Source organism: Mesorhizobium sp. WSM4842, assembly GCF_055901575.1.
This window is the reverse complement of record NZ_CM148372.1, coordinates 4,358,761-4,376,335: the sequence shown is the minus strand read 5'-3', so window position 1 is coordinate 4,376,335 and position 17,575 is coordinate 4,358,761. Positions and strand designations below refer to the sequence as shown.

General features: G+C 62.0%; 17 protein-coding genes and 1 pseudogene. 1 reads left to right on the top strand and 17 read right to left on the bottom strand.

Annotation, left to right across the window (positions count from 1 at the left end):
• Positions 1 to 5 precede the first annotated feature (5 nt).
• The 17 genes and pseudogenes from lpxB to AC0NIE_RS21105 form a co-directional block, all read right to left on the bottom strand.
• On the bottom strand, positions 6 to 1,190 hold the full coding sequence (lpxB, locus tag AC0NIE_RS21185) for a lipid-A-disaccharide synthase (protein WP_473487006.1): 1,185 nt from the start codon (positions 1,188 to 1,190) through the stop codon (positions 6 to 8).
• A complete protein-coding gene (locus AC0NIE_RS21180; protein WP_473487007.1) occupies positions 1,180 to 2,082 on the bottom strand; it encodes an LpxI family protein in 903 nt (300 codons plus the stop codon). The genes lpxB and AC0NIE_RS21180 overlap by 11 nt, the downstream gene beginning before the upstream one ends.
• Positions 2,069 to 2,902, bottom strand: coding sequence for an acyl-ACP--UDP-N-acetylglucosamine O-acyltransferase (gene lpxA, locus AC0NIE_RS21175; protein ID WP_473487008.1), 834 nt, complete (start codon positions 2,900 to 2,902; stop codon positions 2,069 to 2,071). Before lpxA ends, AC0NIE_RS21180 begins: the two co-directional genes overlap by 14 nt.
• Positions 2,903 to 2,915: 13 nt before the next feature.
• Positions 2,916 to 3,374, bottom strand: coding sequence for a 3-hydroxyacyl-ACP dehydratase FabZ (fabZ, locus tag AC0NIE_RS21170; protein ID WP_123145852.1), 459 nt, complete (start codon positions 3,372 to 3,374; stop codon positions 2,916 to 2,918).
• Between the two features lies 1 nt (position 3,375).
• Positions 3,376 to 4,434, bottom strand: a complete 1,059-nt coding sequence (gene lpxD, locus AC0NIE_RS21165) for a UDP-3-O-(3-hydroxymyristoyl)glucosamine N-acyltransferase (protein WP_473487009.1) — start codon at positions 4,432 to 4,434, stop codon at positions 3,376 to 3,378.
• A gap of 180 nt (positions 4,435 to 4,614) precedes the next feature.
• Positions 4,615 to 6,966, bottom strand: coding sequence for an outer membrane protein assembly factor BamA (bamA, locus tag AC0NIE_RS21160; RefSeq protein WP_473487010.1), 2,352 nt, complete (start codon positions 6,964 to 6,966; stop codon positions 4,615 to 4,617).
• Between the two features lie 217 nt (positions 6,967 to 7,183).
• Positions 7,184 to 8,326, bottom strand: coding sequence for an RIP metalloprotease RseP (gene rseP / locus AC0NIE_RS21155; RefSeq protein ID WP_473487011.1), 1,143 nt, complete (start codon positions 8,324 to 8,326; stop codon positions 7,184 to 7,186).
• Between the two features lie 116 nt (positions 8,327 to 8,442).
• Positions 8,443 to 9,288: a phosphatidate cytidylyltransferase gene (locus AC0NIE_RS21150; protein WP_473487012.1), complete on the bottom strand. Its 846-nt coding sequence runs from the start codon at positions 9,286 to 9,288 to the stop codon at positions 8,443 to 8,445.
• Positions 9,285 to 10,028: pseudogene (locus AC0NIE_RS21145) on the bottom strand (isoprenyl transferase); the annotation flags it as partial. The gene AC0NIE_RS21150 and the pseudogene AC0NIE_RS21145, both read right to left, overlap by 4 nt.
• A gap of 17 nt (positions 10,029 to 10,045) precedes the next feature.
• On the bottom strand, positions 10,046 to 10,600 hold the full coding sequence (frr, locus tag AC0NIE_RS21140) for a ribosome recycling factor (protein WP_077384157.1): 555 nt from the start codon (positions 10,598 to 10,600) through the stop codon (positions 10,046 to 10,048).
• A gap of 126 nt (positions 10,601 to 10,726) precedes the next feature.
• Complete coding sequence (pyrH, locus tag AC0NIE_RS21135; protein ID WP_095492866.1) at positions 10,727 to 11,449, bottom strand: UMP kinase; 723 nt, start codon at positions 11,447 to 11,449, stop codon at positions 10,727 to 10,729.
• Positions 11,450 to 11,760: 311 nt separating this feature from the next.
• Positions 11,761 to 12,684, bottom strand: coding sequence for a translation elongation factor Ts (gene tsf / locus AC0NIE_RS21130; protein WP_473487013.1), 924 nt, complete (start codon positions 12,682 to 12,684; stop codon positions 11,761 to 11,763).
• A gap of 117 nt (positions 12,685 to 12,801) precedes the next feature.
• The gene (gene rpsB / locus AC0NIE_RS21125; RefSeq protein WP_095492864.1) at positions 12,802 to 13,599 is read right to left on the bottom strand and encodes a 30S ribosomal protein S2; all 798 of its coding nucleotides are present in this window, start codon (positions 13,597 to 13,599) and stop codon (positions 12,802 to 12,804) included.
• A gap of 178 nt (positions 13,600 to 13,777) precedes the next feature.
• Positions 13,778 to 14,389 (bottom strand): LysE family translocator, encoded by a 612-nt coding sequence (locus AC0NIE_RS21120; protein ID WP_473487014.1) that lies wholly within the window; start codon positions 14,387 to 14,389, stop codon positions 13,778 to 13,780.
• Entirely contained in the window at positions 14,386 to 14,664 is a 279-nt protein-coding gene (locus AC0NIE_RS21115; protein WP_095492862.1) for a DUF4031 domain-containing protein, read from the bottom strand. The genes AC0NIE_RS21120 and AC0NIE_RS21115 overlap by 4 nt, the downstream gene beginning before the upstream one ends.
• 72 nt (positions 14,665 to 14,736) lie before the next feature.
• Positions 14,737 to 16,035, bottom strand: coding sequence for a hypothetical protein (locus tag AC0NIE_RS21110; RefSeq protein ID WP_473487015.1), 1,299 nt, complete (start codon positions 16,033 to 16,035; stop codon positions 14,737 to 14,739).
• A gap of 99 nt (positions 16,036 to 16,134) precedes the next feature.
• On the bottom strand, positions 16,135 to 16,965 hold the full coding sequence (locus tag AC0NIE_RS21105; RefSeq protein ID WP_065009579.1) for a cell envelope integrity EipB family protein: 831 nt from the start codon (positions 16,963 to 16,965) through the stop codon (positions 16,135 to 16,137).
• A gap of 138 nt (positions 16,966 to 17,103) precedes the next feature.
• On the opposite strand from AC0NIE_RS21105, the gene AC0NIE_RS21100 reads away from it, so the two are divergent.
• Complete coding sequence (locus AC0NIE_RS21100; protein ID WP_123145841.1) at positions 17,104 to 17,568, top strand: RidA family protein; 465 nt, start codon at positions 17,104 to 17,106, stop codon at positions 17,566 to 17,568.
• The last annotated feature ends 7 nt before the right edge of the window (positions 17,569 to 17,575 follow it).

Genomic DNA, 17,575 nt, shown 5'->3' with positions numbered 1-17,575 from the left:
ACTCACTACTCACTACCCCTACTCGCTCCCTTGATGCACCTCATCACGACCCCCGCAGCGATATCGCCGGAAGGTCCGTCGACAGCCATGCGTCTGGCCACCTCGGCAAAACCGTCCTTCTGCCATGCGCGATAGGGGGTGTCGGAAAAAAGCGCCTCCAACTGCCGCGCAACATAGTGCGGCCGCACATATTCGTTGTAGCTTTCCGGCACGATCGGGCGATCGGCGATGAGATTGGGCAAGGCGGCGCTCCATACGGTGATCAGGCGCTGGGCCATCCGCATGACCGGATCGAGCCGGTAGCAGGAGATCATCGGCACACCCGACAGCGCCAATTCCAGCGACACCGTTCCCGATGAGATCAGCGCTGCATCGGCCTTGCCGAAGGCCTGCCATTTGCGTTCGGGATCAAGGATGATTTCCGGCTTCTCGTCCCAGCTTGCCACCGAAGCCCTGACCAGGTCGGCGACATGCGGCACCGTCGGCAACAGCAGGCGCAAGCGGTGTCCGCGTGCGCGCAGGATCGAGATCGTCTTACCGAACGGGCCGACTAGCCGTAGCACCTCGCCGCGACGCGAGCCGGGCAGCACAAGCAGTGTCTTCACACGATCGTCGGACAGGTCGCGCGGCAGGCTTTGCGCCTTGGCAGCGCCGATCACGCCCGGATCGTGCGTAAGGCGATGGCCGACATAGGTGCCGGGCGGACCACCGAGGCGGGCGAGCTCCTTCACCTCGAAGGGCAAGATGCAGAGGATATGATCGACATACGGTTTCATCGCCACCGCCCTGCCGGGTCGCCAGGCCCAGACGCTCGGGCAGACATAGTGGACGATCGGGATTGCCGGATCGGCGGCACGAACCTTCTTAGCCACGCGCAGCGAAAAATCCGGGCTGTCGATGGTGATGAGACAGTCGGGCTTTTCACCGGCGACCGCATTGCCCGTCTGGCTGATCCGCCTCATCAGGCGCGGCAGGTCGCGCAGGATGGCGCTCAGGCCCATCAGCGCGATCTCGCCGCCGTCGAAGAGCGGCGTGAGGCCGAGCGCCTGCAGATGCCGGCCGCCGATGCCGACGAGCCGGACCTCGCGGCCGGTCGCGCGTTTGAGCGCCTCTATAATGTCGGCGCCAAGCAGATCGCCGGATTCTTCGCCGGCGACGATCGCGATCTTCAGCGGTTTCTCAGTCGCCATGCACCGGCTCCGCAGCAGGCAGGCCGATCACGAACAGGCCGAGCGCATTGGCACGGGCGACGACGGTGGGGCCTTCCAGAACCAGCGAGCGACCGGCCTCGACGGCAATGCCGGCAAGTCCGGCGGCATGCGCCGCCTCGACCGTCTGCGGGCCGATGGAGGGCAGGTCGGCGCGCAACTCCTGGCCGGGCTTGGCGCATTTGACCAGAACGCCGCGCGTTCTGCCGGCCAGCCTGCCATGGCCGCGCAACTGCTTTGTTCGATCGAGCAATCCGTCAGTGCCCTCGACGCCTTCCAGCGCGATGGCGCGGCCGCCGATCGCAACAGCCGCCTGGCCGATATCCAGCGCGCCGATGGCCTTTGCCGCCGTATGCGCCGCTTCGATGTCGCGCCAGTCGGATTTCCGCGGCGCAGCCTTGGTCAGCGTCCCTTCGGCCGCGATCAGTTCCGGCACGATCTCATGGGCGCCGACAACCTTGATGCCGCTGCGCTCGACCCTTCGCACGAACAGTTTCAGCACGGTGTCGTCGCCTTGGGTTACACCGACAAGAAGGCTGGGCACCCAGGCGAGCAGGCCGAGATTGAGGCGCATGGCGCTCAGCCTGGGGCGGCGTGTGATATGGCCCGCTGTCACCAAATGGGTAACATGATGGTTCTTGAGCGTCGGCAGCAGTGAGCCGACATCCTCCAGCCTCAACGTCGCCTGCTCGTAGGCGTCGAAGTCGGATATGCGGTCGACCTCGCCCGCCACTATTACCACGAAGGGAGACTTGTCTTGCCCAGCAAGCGCCTTGGCGACTTCGACCGGCAAACTGCCGCCGCCGGCAATGATGCCGACCTTGGCGTCTGGCGCGAGATCAAGGCCCGTCCGAGTGGCCTCAATCTTCGTCATCTGCATCGTCGCCGTCGCCAGCCTTGAGCGACGGGACGGCATAGTGCCGCTTGCCGCGACTGGCGATGAAATCGATGATTTTCATGGCGGTCGGTGACGAGGCGAATTCCGCCTTGGCGAATTCGATGTTTTCGCCGACGGTTCGGGAGCGATCGAAGATCGTCCTGTAGGCCTTGCGCAGCGTGTGGATCTCGGAGCGCGGCAGGCCGGCGCGCTTCAGGCCGATGATGTTGAGACCGCGAAGGCTGGCGCGATTGCCGACGGCGATGGCGTAGGGAATGACATCGCCGACGAATGCCGAGCAACCGCCGAGAAAGGCGTTGTCGCCGACGCGGACAAACTGATGAACGGCGCTGAGACCACCGATATAAACGTTGTCGCCGATCTCGCAATGGCCGCCCAACGTCGCCTGATTGGCGAAGGTGGCGTTCTTGCCGACAATGCAATCATGGGCGATGTGGGCGTAGGCAAGGAAGTTGCCGTTGTCACCGATCGTCGTCTCGCCGCGGCTGGAATCGGTGCCGAGGTGCATGGTCACGCCTTCGCGGATCGTGCAGTTCTCACCGACGACCAGCGTGGTGCGGCCGCCCTTGTGCTTGGTATTCTGCGGCGGCGCGCCCAGTGTCGCCATCGGATAGACCTTGGTCGACGCACCGATGGTGGTCGCGCCCATCACCGAGATGTGGCTGACCAGTTCGACGCGGTCGCCGAGCACCGCGTCGGCGCTGATGTGGCAGAATGGCCCGATGCGGACGCCTTCGCCGATTTTTGCGCCTGCCTCGATGACCGACGATGGATGGATGACTGTCTGGATTTTCATAAGCATTCGATCGTCAGTCGCTCGCGACCATCATCGCCGAGATCTCGGCTTCCGCGGCCTTGACGCCGTCGACGAGAGCCTCGCAGGCGAATTTGAGAAGGTTGCCGCGTTTCTTGATTTTCTTCACATGGATCTTCAACTGGTCGCCGGGAACGACCGGTTTACGGAATTTGGCATTGTCGATGGTCAGGAAATAGACCAGCGACGGTTTTTCGGTGCCTAGGCTGCGGATGCAGATGGCGCCGGCCGTCTGCGCCATCGCCTCGACGATCAGCACGCCGGGCATGACCGGCTGATCCGGGAAATGACCCTGGAAATGCGGCTCGTTTATGGTCACGTTCTTGATGCCGATAGCCGACTCGTCGCCATCGATGTCGATGATGCGATCGATCATCAGGAACGGATAACGATGCGGCAGGAGCTTCATCAGCCCCAATATGTCGACCGCCTCGAGCGTCGTCGCCGCCACCATCTCAGCTCTTCCCCCCGTCGCCGGATTTCCGCGCCCTGGCCAGTCTTCGCAGAGCCGCGATCTCCCGCATCGCCTCCGCCATCGGCTGCGCCGGGTACCCTCCCCAAATCTCGCCCGCGGGGACGTTGCTCATGAACCCGCTTCTTGCAGCAAGCTTGGCCCCAGACCCAATGGTCAGGTGATCCGCAAGACCGACACCGCCACCCATGGTGACATTGTCGCCCACCGTTACGGAACCGGAAATACCCGAAAGGCCGGCGATTATGCAATTGCGGCCTATGCGGACGTTATGAGCGATCTGCACCAGATTGTCGATCTTGGTGCCTTGACCGATGATCGTGTCTGACATGGCGCCACGATCGACCGTTGTGTTCGAGCCGATCTCGACGTCGTCCTGGATAACGACCCGGCCGATTTGCGGGACGCGCTCCGGGCCCTTGGCCCCGGCCACGAAGCCAAAACCGTCCTGGCCGATGCGGGCGCCGCCATGGATGATGACACGATTGCCGATCAGCGCGTACTGGATGCTGGCGCCTGGACCGACATAGCCGTCGCGGCCGAACTGGCAGGAGGGACCGATAACGGCATGAGGAGCAATGACGGTTCCGCTGCCGATAGAAGCGCGGGGGCCGATGATCGCGCCGGCCTCGACGATCGCGCCGGCCTCGACATGCGCCGATGGATCGATATGGGCATGCGGCGAAATACCGGTTTCGCCGGTCATCGGCGCCGGTGTCGCAGCCGCCGGGAAAAGAAGGCGTCCGACCATCGCGAAAGCCTGTTGCGGGCGCGGATGGACCAGAACCGCGATACCCGCCGGCGCTTTGCCGGCAAATTCGGCGGGACAGAGAACCGCCGCTGCCCGCAGCGATTGCATCAGCGCGAAGTTGCGTCTGCCATCGACGAAGACAAGAGCGTGCTCGCCGCCTTCGCTTGCCGGCGCCAAGGCTTCGATCGATATTTCCGAGAGGCCGGACTCGACAAGCACCGAGCCGGTCAGATTCGCGACTTCGCCAGCCGTATACCGGCGTGATGGCGCGAAGAACACCGGATCGGTCATTCCAGAAGCTATATCCAGCTAGCGCATGACCCCGAAAATCGGAATCGATTTTCGGAAAGGATCATGCGCAAAATCAAAGTTCTACAGCGTCCTTTACGCGTCCAAGAGGACGCGCGGCGCTGTAGTGTCGGATCACTCTATTCCGGACCCCTACGGCCCGGAAGCATCGTCTCCCGCCAATCAGAAGCGGGTCGATATGCCGAAGTTGAATTCCTGCACGTCGTCGGTGTCCTCCTTGAGGACCGGTATCGCATAGTCGATGCGGATCGGGCCAAAGGGCGACGCCCACATCATGCCGAGACCGACCGAGGCGCGCCACTCCATGTCGGTTGTCGATGGATCGACACCCGCCACATCATTGCCATAAAGTGTCGCCGCATCAGCAAAGACCGCGCCGCGCAGGCCGAAGCTCTCCGGAATGACCGGCATCGGAAACTGGGCTTCCGCCGAGGCGTTGAAATAGGTGGTACCGCCGAGATGGTCGTCAAAGCCCTGGTCGTCGACAGGACCGATGCCGCCATAGGCGAAGCCGCGGATAATGCGGTCGCTGCTCTGGAAATGATCGAAGATGCGAAGGTCTTCGTCGCTGCCGTAGCCCTGGATATGGCCAGCCCCGCCCGAAATCAAACCAACCAGATCAAGCTGCTCTGACAACGTCTGGTAGACGCTGCCACGCGCCGTCACCTTGACGAATTTGGCGTCGCCGCCGAGGCCGGCGAATTCCGTGGTGACATTGGCGAAGATGCCTTCATGCGGGTTCTTCATGTCGTCGATGGTGTTGTAGACCAGACCGAGGCTGACCGACGACTTGAGCCACGGGCTTTCCTCAATGCCGTTTAGGATAGCCGTAGAGACGTCGCAGCCAGCCAGTGGATCGCAACCATCGTCGAGCTTGTACTTCTCCTGCGAGATATTATACGCCAGCTGCGTCGAGATGTCGTCAGTGATCGGCAGGCCAAAGCGCACTGTCGCACCTAGGGTCTCGCTCTTATAGTCGTCGTATTCCCTGGTCCGGTTGAAGATGTCGAAACCGGCGGCAATGCGCCGCCCGAGGAAATAGGGCTCGGTGAAGGAGAAGCTGTAGTCGCGCGAATTCTTGCCGCCGCCCGCCGATAGCTTGATGAACTGGCCGCGTCCGAGGAAGTTGCGTTCGGTGATCGCTCCTTCGATGGATGGGCCTGACGTGTCGCCGCCGGTCGAATAGCCGGCGCCGACCGAGAACTCGCCGGTCGATTTCTCGACCACGTCGACCACCAGCACCACCTGGTCCGGCTCAGAGCCGGGCACGGTGGAAACCTCGACTTTCTCAAAATAATCGAGCGCTTCCAGCCGTTTCTTCGCGCGCTGAATGAGAACCTGGTTGAAGGCATCGCCCTCACTCACGTCGAATTCGCGGCGAATGACATAGTCGCGTGTCCGGTCGTTGCCGCGAATCTCGATGCGTTCGACATAGGCCTTCGTGCCCTGGTCGATCGTATAGACCACCGAAATGGTGCGGTTCTCGAAATTGCGGTCGCCGCGCGGCGTCACCTGGGCGAAGGGATAGCCGGAACCGGCGACCCTCTCGGTCAATGCGATGATGGTGTCTTCGACATCCTCGGCGTTGTAGACCTCGCCCTTGCGGGTCTCGACCACCGACTGCAGCGATGCAGCGTCGACCTCGGGAATCGTGCTCTCGACGCTGACGTCGCCGAAGGTGTAGCGATCGCCCTCCTGCACGGTGATGGTCACCGTATATTTGTTGGTGGTCTCGTCGAGTTCGCCGACCGCGGAAATCACCTGGAAGTCGGCATAGCCGTGGTTGTAATAGAAACGGCGCAGCAGCTCTTCGTCGGCGCGCAGCTTGTCTTCGTCATAGACATCGTCGCGCAGCACGAACGAAAGGATGGACGAGCGCTTGGTGGAGATGACGTCGGACAGGCGACGGCTCGAGTAGGCGCTGTTGCCGACGAAATTGATCGCGGCAATCTGCGTGCGGCCGCCTTCGTTGATATTGAAGACCACGTTCACGCGGTTGTCGCCGAGATCCATGATCTGGGTGGTCACGGCGGCGTCGTCACGGCCGATACGCCTGTAGGCGGCCTTGACCGCCTCGATGTCGGCATCGAGCGCCTGCTGCGAGAACGTTCCACGCGGCTTCAACTGGACCGCGGCCGCAAGGGCGTTGTCCTTGAGCTTCTTGTTGCCCTGGAACAGCACCTGGTTCACGACCTGATATTCGGAAACCTTGATGACCAGCGACGAACCGACCTGGTTGATCTGGACGTCCGAGAACAACCCGGTGCCGAACAGCGCCTTGACCGCATCGTCGATATCGGAGCTGGAAAAGGGCTTACCGGGCTTGATCGTGACGTAGTTGCGGATCGTGTCGGCATCGACCCGCTGATTGCCGCTGACTTCAACTCTTGAAACAACAGCGGCCTCGGCCGCCGATGTGGCAACGAACTGCACTGCGAGCGCACCTGGTACGACCAGGGCGGCGGACAGGGCCACCGCGGACGCGGCGCTCAGAAACTTGGATGCTGCCTTCATCGGGCTTTTGTACCTTTTCTCGAAGTCCCCACGGCGAGAAAACCGGACGTGCGGTAATTTCCCCCACCGTATTAACCGGATTTTCCCTACACGCAAGGCTCCTGGTTAATTTGTATTTACTTAACCCTGTGGCGTGGCTTTCGCGTCACGCATATCCCCATGCATGGTAAACGGCGTCTCAACATTGGCTGTGTCGAAGCCAAATTTCTTCATGATTTCAGCATCCAAACAGGTCGTTCCAGAAAACGAACCCCATGAAGCCCAAGACGAGAAGCAGGCCGGCCCTGTAACCCATCTCCATCATACGTTCCGACACCGGTCGCCGAATGACGGCCTCCACGCCGTAGAACAGGAGATGGCCGCCGTCGAGGGGAGGAATCGGCAAAAGGTTGAGAATACCGATCCCGACCGACAACAGCGCAACAAGTTGCACAAGCCAGTCGAAGCCCAGTTTTGCCGCCTGCCCCGACATCTTTGCGATTTTGATTGGGCCGCCCAGCTGGCATTTATCCTCGCGACCGACGACGAAACGCTGCAGGAACTGGCCGGTACCCTGGATGATGTGGCCGGTTTCCTCGACCGCGGCAGCCAGTGCGCCAGCCGGGCTGTAGGTGATCAGGCGGGGCTGGCCGAACTCCTGGTTGTTGACGACGCCGATCACGGCCACCTTGACCTTGTTGCCCAGCGCGTCTTCCTGTTCCATCAATCGCGGCGTCGCCGTAACGGTGATCTCCTTGCCGCCGCGCAGCATGACGAAGGTGATGGCGTCGCCGCCGCGGCCCGAGACCCGGCGCTGGACGTCGGCGAAGGTCTGGACCTTGCTGCCGTCGACGCTGACGAATCGGTCCCCGGGCAGGATGCCGGCCTGCGCCGCTGGGCTGTCGGCGGTGACTTCAGCCACCATCGGCTCCATCACGGGGCGGCCATAGGCGGTAAACAGCACCGCGAAGACGGCGATCGTCAGCAGGAAATTGAACAGCGGGCCGGCAACCACAGTCGCCGCGCGCTTCCAGACCGGCTGCGTGTGAAACGCAACCTTGCGCTCGGCATCGGTCAGCAATTCGATCTCCTCCGAGCTGGGCTGGCTCGAGGTGGCGTTCATGTCGCCGACGAATTTGACGTAGCCGCCGAGTGGAATGGCGCAGAGTTTCCAGCGCGTGCCATGGCTGTCATTAAAGCCGAAGAGTTCCGGGCCGAAGCCAATCGAAAAGACCTTTACGCCGATGCCGCACCAGCGGCCGACGAGATAATGCCCCATCTCGTGGACGAACACGACTACGGTCAGCACGAACAGGAACGGCACCAGCGTGCCAAGGACAAAGCCTTCCGTGCTGAAAACCGCGTGAAGAATCTCGTTCAACTCATGTCCTCAAAATTCGTCCGCAGCACGGTCGTACCGCGACTGTGGCATCAATCCAGGCGAATCCATGGCGCATCCTGCGCAGGTCAAGATACCAGGCCAGGAAACAATGCCGATCAAGCTGGAAACAGCCCCTGTGCCGGATGGTCGGCGGTCGCCGAAATCCAGCCGATGACGTACAGGGCGAATGCCGCCGCGACAAGCCCGTCGACCCGGTCCATGACGCCGCCATGGCCCGGTATCAGCGTGCCCGAATCCTTGCGGTTGTGACGGCGCTTCACCCATGATTCGAAAAGGTCGCCAGCCTGGGAGACCAGCGAAAGCACGAGTGCAACGACGCCGAGCACTGCAAGATTGCCGGCTCCGGCCGCAGCGGCCAAAAGCAGCCCGGCAACCACGCCGCCGACAGCGCCGCCGAGCGCCCCGCTCTGGGTCTTGCCGGGCGAGATCGATGGCGCCAGCTTCGGACCGCCGACAGCGCGGCCGACGAAATAGGCTGATATGTCGGTCGCCCAAACCACCGCGAACAGGAACAGAATGGCGACGAGGCCGGGATGGTCGCCGTCGCGCAAAAGGGCAAGTGACAGGCCGGAAATGCCGGCATAGGCAAGGCCGGACGCGTCCCACTGTCTCGTTTGATGCATCGAAGTCTGGCCCATCGAAGTCTGGCGCATCGAACCCACGACCGCGGTGACAACGACCATCACTGCCACAAGTAGCAGCAGCCATGACGCCGGCAGGCCGGCGACCAAACCGCCGACGAAAACCAGAAGCAGCGCCTCCGGCAGAAAACCAAGACCCGTGGTGGCGACCGGGCGGCACATTTGCGTCCACTCGTAGAAGATCAGGATCGTCATGGCGGCGCAAAGCAACCGGAAGGGCAGTCCGCCAAGCCAGGTCAGACCGAGTGTGACGACCGCAAGCACGACGGCAGAAATGACGCGAAGCTGGAGGTTGCTCATCCCTTGGCCGTCACGGCGACGTCTTGAGCGCCAAGCCCGCCGAAACGGCGCTCGCGATTGGCAAAGTCGCGCAATGCGTCGGCCAGATGCTCGCGGCTGAAATCGGGCCAGTAGCAAGGCAGGAAGACAAGCTCGCTATAGGCCGCTTGCCACAGAAGGAAATTCGACAGCCTGAGCTCGCCGCTGGTGCGGATGACCAGTTCCGGATCTGGAATACCCTGGGTGTCGAGAGAGCCGGCAAAGGATTCGGCCGTGATCGCCTCGCTGTCGAGCTCGCCGCGCGCCACCGCCGAGGCAAGCTTGCGCGCCGTGCGCACGATCTCGTCGCGTCCGCCATAGTTGAAAGCGATGACCAAGGTCAGCGCGTCGTTGCGGGCGGTGAGCGTTTCGGCCTCTTCAAGCAGGGTCCTGATATCAGGTTGCAGCCCTGCCCGGTCGCCGATGATCCTGACCCGCACGCCGTTTTGGTGAAGCTCGGCGAGATCGCGGCGGATGAAGATTTTCAAGAGGCCCATCAGGTCGCTGACTTCGGACTTCGGCCGCGACCAGTTTTCCGACGAGAAGGCGTAGACGGTCAGGAAGGAGATGCCGAGGCCAGGAGCGGCGCGCACCGTGTTGCGCAGCGCCTCGACGCCGGCGCGATGGCCGGCAAGCCGTGGCAGGCCGCGCGCCTTGGCCCAGCGTCCGTTTCCGTCCATGATGATCGCGACATGCGCGGGGCTTGTCATAGTCTCGCTTTCGGGTCGGTCACCTACCCTTAAACCTGCATGATTTCTGCTTCCTTATCGGAAAGCAGATGGTCGATGGTGCCGATCATCTCGTCTGTGAGCTTTTGGACCTGGTCGGACCGCTTGCGATGATCGTCCTCGCTGATATCGCCGTCCTTTTCCGCCTTTTTGAGAAACTCCATGCCGTCCCGGCGCACGTGGCGCACGGCGATGCGCGCATTCTCGGCGTAGCCATGCGAGATCTTAACCAGCTCCTTGCGGCGCTGTTCGTTAAGTTCGGGCAGCGGAATTCTGAGATTGGTGCCGTCGACGATCGGATTGAAGCCGAGATTGGATTCACGGATGGCGCGATCGACCGCACCGACCATCGACTTGTCCCAGACCGAAACCGAAATCATGCGCGGCTCAGGCACCGACACGTTTGCCACCTGGTTGATCGGCATAGTGGTGCCATAGGCCTGCACCTGGATCGCGTCGAGCAGGTTGCTCGAAGCGCGGCCGGTCCGCAGCGAAGCCAGATCGTGCTTGAACGCAGCGATCGCCCCGTCCATGCGCCGTTTGAGATCATCGTATTCGCCACTCATCATCGTCTCCTCGACCCGTTAGCCCGGGTTCACTGTTCAGGGTAACCCCGTATTCAAGCCTCAATCCGAAAACCGGTTCCCGCTTTTCGCCTACGGGAAACCTTCGGTTCGGGATCGGGCTCCCGATCAGTCGTCTGTGACGACCGTGCAACGGCCGCCGCCCCTCAGAATATCACCGAAACCACCCTTCTCGTGGATCGAATAGACGATTATCGGAATGTTGTTTTCCCGCGCAAGTGCAATCGCGGCCGTATCCATGATCGAAAGACCACGTTTTATGACTTCGCCATGGCTGATGCGCTCGAAGCGTGTCGCATTCGGGTCCTTCTTGGGATCGGCAGAATAGACGCCGTCGACCTGAGTGCCCTTGAACAGCGCGTCGGCGCCGATTTCCGCCGCGCGCAGCGCCGCGGCCGAATCGGTGGTGAAGAACGGATTGCCGGTGCCGCCGGCGAAGATGACGACCTTACCCTGGTTCATGTAGGCGGTCGCCTGGCGCTGCGAAAAGCTCTCACAAAGCTCAGGCATGGCGATTGCCGACAGCACCACCGCGTCGACGCCGATCTTGTTCAACGAAGTACGCAGCGCCAGCGAGTTGATGACGGTGGCAAGCATGCCCATGTGGTCACCGGTGACCCGGTCACCTCCCTTGGAAGCAACCGCCACGCCACGAAAGATGTTGCCGCCGCCGATGACGACGCCGACTTCGATGCCCAGGGCGCGGGCCTCGGCGATGTCGGCGGCGATGCGATCGACTACCGACACGTCGATGCCGAAATGCTGCTCGCCCATCAACGCTTCGCCCGACGCTTTCAGCAAGACACGTCGGTAGAGGGGCTTCACCGTCATCTGATCCTCATTATCGTGCGTGCGACGCGCCTCGGGCTGCCGCCGCGTAGGCGCTGCCCCGAAACATTGGGTTCCGATACACGAAGGGCGCCGCGATGTCACGCGGCGCCCGAACCGGAAAACTCTCTTCCAGTCGTTAGCTTACGCCGGCAAATGCATCTTGCACGAGCAGATCCGGGCACGAGCAGATCCGGCAGATAGCCAGCTGGCTTGCCGCCGACCGCCTGGCCTTCATCGGTAACGCGCAAGAAATCGGCCGGGCATCCTCGCGGACACCCGGCCGTAAAGTCTTTCAGAAAATAGAGTGCGGTTTACTTCTTGACCGCCGCCGCGACTTCCGCCGCGAAATCGGTTTCTTCCTTCTCGATGCCCTCGCCGAGCGCGAAGCGCAGATAGGCAGTGATCTTGGCCGGTGCGCCGATTTCCTTTTCGGCATCCGTCAGCGCCTTCTCGACGGTGATGTCGGGATTGAGCACGAAAGCCTGCTTGAGCAGCACGACCTCTTCGTAAAACTTGCGCAGACGGCCCTCGACCATCTTCTCGATGATCGCCTCCGGCTTGCCGGACTGACGCGCCTGGTCGGCGAAGATCGCCTTCTCGCGCTCGACCGCGGCCGGATCGAGCTGCTCCGTCGTCAGCGCCATTGGGTTGGTGGCGGCGACATGCATAGCGACCTGACGGGCAAAGGCGTTGGCGGCCTGCGCGTTGCCTGTCGTCTCGATGGCGACCAGCACGCCGAGCTTGCCAAGGCCGTCGGCAACCGCATTGTGGACGTAGGTTGCGACAGCGCCGTGCTCTACGGTGAGCTTGGCCGAACGGCGGAAGCCAAGATTCTCACCGATCGTGCCGACAGCATCCTTGATGGTGTCGGCGACCGACTTGTCCGAACCCGGATACGGTGCGGCTGCGACGGCCTCGGTCTTGCCGCCATAGGCGAGCGCGACCTTGGCGACCTTGGCGACGATCTCCTGGAAGGCGGCGTTGCGGGCAACGAAGTCGGTCTCAGAGTTGACCTCGACGACCGCCGCCTCGCGGATACCGGAATCGACGCCGATCAGGCCTTCGGCGGCAGTACGGCCGGCCTTCTTGTCGGCCTTGGAAATGCCCTTCTTGCGCAGCCAGTCGACGGCCTCTTCCATGTTGCCGTTGGTCTCGTTCAACGCCGCCTTGCAGTCCATCATGCCCGCGCCGGTCAAGTCGCGGAGTTCTTTGACCTGTGCAGCCGAAATGCTCATTGTCGCCTCTTTGTTTAAAATGCACCGACGCACCACCGGTCCTCGATGATGCGCCTGGCGCCAGCGCTTAGCGCGCCAAAATATGAGAAAGATGAAGGCCGAAACCGGCCTTCACTGCTACGCTTCCGGTGTCTGGGCAGCCGGTGTTTCGGCGGTCGGCGTCGGCTCGAGTGCCGGCTCGACCGGAGCCTCGGCCAAAGCGCCGACGTCGACGCCGAGCGCGCCCTGCTGGCGAGCGATGCCGTCGATTGCAGCCTTGGCGATCAGATCGCAATAGAGCTGGATGGCGCGGGCCGCGTCGTCATTGCCCGGAATCGGGAAATCGATCTTGTCCGGGTCGCAGTTGGAATCGATGATGGCGACGACCGGGATGCCGAGACGCTTGGCCTCGAGGATGGCGATCGCTTCCTTGTTGGTGTCGATCACGAACATCAGGTCGGGCGTCGAGCCCATGTCTTTGATGCCGCCCAGCGCCTTGTCGAGCTTCTCGCGCTCGCGATCAAGATTGAGGCGCTCCTTCTTGGTGAGCCCCTGGGCCTCGCCGGCCAGCATCTCGTCGAGCTTGCGCAGGCGCTGGATGGAATTCGAAATCGTCTTCCAGTTGGTCATCATGCCGCCGAGCCAGCGGGAGTTGACATAGTACTGGGCCGAGCGCTGCGCGGCGTCGGCGACGATGTCGGACGCCTGGCGCTTGGTGCCGACGAACAGCACGCGGCCACCCTTGGCGACGGTGTCGGAAACCTGCTTCAGCGCCTGGTGCAGCAGCGGCACCGTCTGCGAGAGGTCGATGATGTGGATGTTGTTGCGGGCGCCATAGATATAGGGCGCCATCTTCGGGTTCCAGCGGTGAGTCTGGTGGCCGAAGTGAATGCCAGCTTCCAAAAGCTGGCGCATGCTGAAATCAGGCAGAGCCATTCTTGAGTATCCTTTCCGGTTAGCCTCCACGGACACAGGCATTTCTGGACTTTGTCCTCGAACGCCACCGGAGGTTTCAGCCGGATTTCTCCCGGGCAGACACCAAAGTCCGTGTGTGGAATGAGCGCGCATATAGAGGGGATGCGCGACAAACGCAAGCGCTGCGGTGTCTTGCGGCTCAGCGTGCGGCGATCAGCGCACCGGTGCCGATCATGGCGCCGCCGGCAAACCTGTTCATCAAGCGCATCCGCCTTGGCGTCTTGAACCAGCTCGAAGCCTGCCCGGCAAGCACCGCATAGACGCCCATAGTGATAATGTTGACGCCGATCACGACCGCAACCACGAGCAGCCCCTCAGCGAAGGTCATTGCGTTGAGATCGAGGATCAACGGCATGATGGAGGCGTGGAACAGGATCGCCTTGGGGTTGCCCAATGCGATGGAGATGCCGAGGTAAAACGATCGAGACAGTCTTGCCTGCGTTACCTCCAGTCCATTCGATCGCGCGGAAGCCGATCGCCACATCCTGATGCCAAGAAACATCAGATAGGCAGCACCCGCATATTTCAGGATGAGAAAAACCCATTCGAAGGTCTGTGCCAGTGCCACGAGACCGAGCAGCGCCAAAGTCACCAGCACCGCGTCGCCAGCGGCGATACCGAGGCCAGCCAGGAACGCGCGAACGAACCCGCGCGAGACGCCGTTGGCAATGACCGTGAATACCGCCGGGCCAGGCGTGGCGGCGGCGAATGTAATCGCAACGCAGTAAGCCAGAAATGCCGTCAACGTCATGGTCGTATCTTCCCCTTCGGCACCCGGACACGCCGGAAAACAGCAACGATCTCTTCGCGGCTACATTCGATGGCGCCCAGCCGCACCGCGCGGTCGCGCTCGAAGCCGGTTATGTCATAATGCGGCGCCGATGTCTTCGGCGGTCCCTGATAGGACGAACGCTTGATGCCGAGTTGTGCTGCAAAACGATGCAACTCATCGGTGTCGTCGGCCAGCAGGTGACACCAGCGGTGGCCGACCCATTTCCAGATCGCCGCGTCGACATAAACCGCCATGAGGCTTGCCGCACTCCTTCATCTTGCGCCGACCAGCGGAGCCGCAGTTCACTTGGGGCCAAGATCCAAACGTTAGCGATGATAGAAGGGATTCGGATAGAAAATGAAGCCGCCGCCGGCTTCGAGTTCGGCTACCGTCGTGGTGACAGCCGCCTGCATACGGCTGTGCAGTTCGGCGAGCGCATCGTCGATCGAGCCCGGAAAGGCGTGCAATCCCAACGGTTCCGGCACCCGGATATGCGCGCAGCGCGGCCCGACCGGCTGCGGCACGAAGCGGTTGATCGTGTCGCGCAGCGTGCCCTTGCAATAGTCGTTGCGGATGCGCTTCAGATGCTCGGCGATCTCCTCTTGCGTGATGCGCGAGTTGGCTGAGGCCCACGGTCCGACGCGTTGGAGACGCTGGATCGTGTCCGCCAGAGTGCGGACCTGTTTTTGCCTCTCAGCGTCACCGTTGTTTTCCCGCAGCCAGCGGCGCGACCGGCGCAAAAGCTCGGCGAACTCGTTGACGCTGGGATCGACCGAAATACCCTCCCCCAGGCGCCGGCTCAATTCGAGCAGCAGTTGCGTCTGACGCGCTGCATACGAAGCCCGTTCGTCGGACGCCATGCCACAGGCAATCTCATCGCGCGACAGCAGCGTCGCATAGATATGGTGGACGCGCTCCGGCAGCGTATCGGCGGCACGGCGTTCGATCTTCAGGGTCTTCTCGACATACGCGCATTCCTGCGCCAGCGCCGGCTCGACATTTTTGGTGAAGGCGAGCTTCCAGACAACCGGCGCGATCCAAATCCTAGAATCCTGATCCGTGACGCGACCGCGCTTGAGCGCTTCGAACCCCATCTCGACCGCCCCTGGAAGAAGCGGACCGACGACATTGGCATGCCAGCCGACGCCGCCTTCGGGATGCAAGAGAACACCATGCCCGTTCAGCGCCCAGGCGATCGAGTGTTCCTTGGCAGCCCCACTGTTGCCGGGAATCTGGGCGATCAGATTGTTGGCCAGCCAGAATTTCTGCATGATCCGGCCGAGGCCGTTGACGACGCCATGCGTGGCCCAGGATGCCGCGAGCGGACTGACCTGCGAGACGATCTCCTTGTCGATCATCCAGTCGGTAAAGAATTCCGGATGGTTGGGCGTGATGAACGCCGCCTTGCCGGCGCCGCAACAGGCCTTCAGCCGCTGCCGGTCGTCGTCGGGAAAGTCGATATGACGGACATTGGCGACGCCGCGCAATCCGGCCAGGCGGTTGAACGGCAACAGGTCGCGAACCCCGGGAATGCCATGCAGCATGACAACCCGGTTGACGACAGTCATGATCCTGATCAGCGCCGGATTGGGCCTCGGCGCCACGAACACATCGATTCTGCTCAACCCACCCCCCGATCGACCCATCGGCGTAGAAGTTGAGATGCAATTGCGGCGTGTTCAAGTCATTCGCCGCCGCCTTGGGGGGCGTGGTTAACCTGAAGCCTATTTCGGCGGACAGACTTTCGACTGATCGAACAACGACAGATTGACCAGCTTGCCGGTCATCGAGAACTCGCCATAGTCCATGACGAGGTCGCGCGTGATGCCGTTGTCATGCAGCTTGAAGCTGATCCGGTACTCCGGCACCTCCTCGCCTGACTTGTCGGTGCCGTCGAAATAGGCGATGTCGACCGGCCAGTATTTGTCGGTGGCGAGTTTCGCCAGTGCCGGCGCTTCCGGATCAGCCTTGTCGGCATCGGCTTTCTTGCCGACGACAACGGTGGTGGTCATCACCTTGTCGGCATCTTCCGAGCCGTCGAACAGGTTGGTTTCGTAGAAATTTTCGCCCTTTTCGGCCTTGTCGATCAGTTCGGCCAGATGCTGGGTCGGAAACTGGGTGGCTGCGAGTTCGAGGCTGCTCTTCTCCGGCTTGTCGATGTCGACCTTGAGGCCCTTCGTCTCCTTCGTCGCGGTGCCCTTGACCTCCTTGTCGAGGTTCTGGTCGACGAAGGATTTTGTCACGAACGAGAACGTCTTGCCTTCGGCGTCCTCGAAAGTGGTCGTCTGCTGGTCGGTCAGCTTTGTTGCATTGTCGTTGGTGGCAATCTGGGTGACGAAGCGGAACTTCACCGTGTAGCCTTCGCAAGGCGAACCGTTGAACTCATAGACCATGCGGCCGGAAATGCCGGTGATGCCGGAGCGATCGGAGGCTTTGTCCAGGCTCAGATCATAAACCGCGCGATGCGCCTGCAGCGCCGGTACGGCAAAAGCCGGCGCCATCGAGAACACCGCCGGCAGCAGGACGGCGTGGAATGCGAGGCGTGTTGCGCGCATGAGGGGCTCCGATCATCGCGCCTGATGGCAGGCCGCAGGGAAAGAGGGTCCAGCTTAAAAAAAGTCGTGGCGGAAGCGAGGCAAAAATAGCAATTTCGGCCCGGCCTGCGCGGCGTCATCAAGCAATAGGGAAATACCATGAGTGAAACAATCGAAAAGCGGCTAAGCGATCTCGGCGTGACGCTTCCGGTCGCCGCCGCGCCCGCCGCCAACTACGTGCCCTATTCCAGGTCGGGCAATCTGCTGTTCACCGCCGGGCAGCTGCCGCTCAGCGAGGGCAAGCTGCAGGCGAGTGGGCTGCTCGGCCGCGATGTCGACACCGCAAGCGGCAAGGAAGCGGCAAAATACTGCGCGATCAACATATTGGCGCAGGCCAAGGCAGCCCTTGGCGATCTCAAGAAAATCCGCCGCCTGGTGAAGATCACCGTCTTCGTCGCCTCGGCGCCAGATTTTGTCGAACAGCACCTGGTTGCCAACGGCGCCTCGGATTTTCTGGTTGCAGTGCTCGGCGATCACGGCAAACATGCCCGCTCCGCCGTCGGCGCCGCCTCCCTGCCGCTTAATGCCGCAGTGGAAATCGAAGCCATCTTCGAAGTCGAATGAGCCTGTC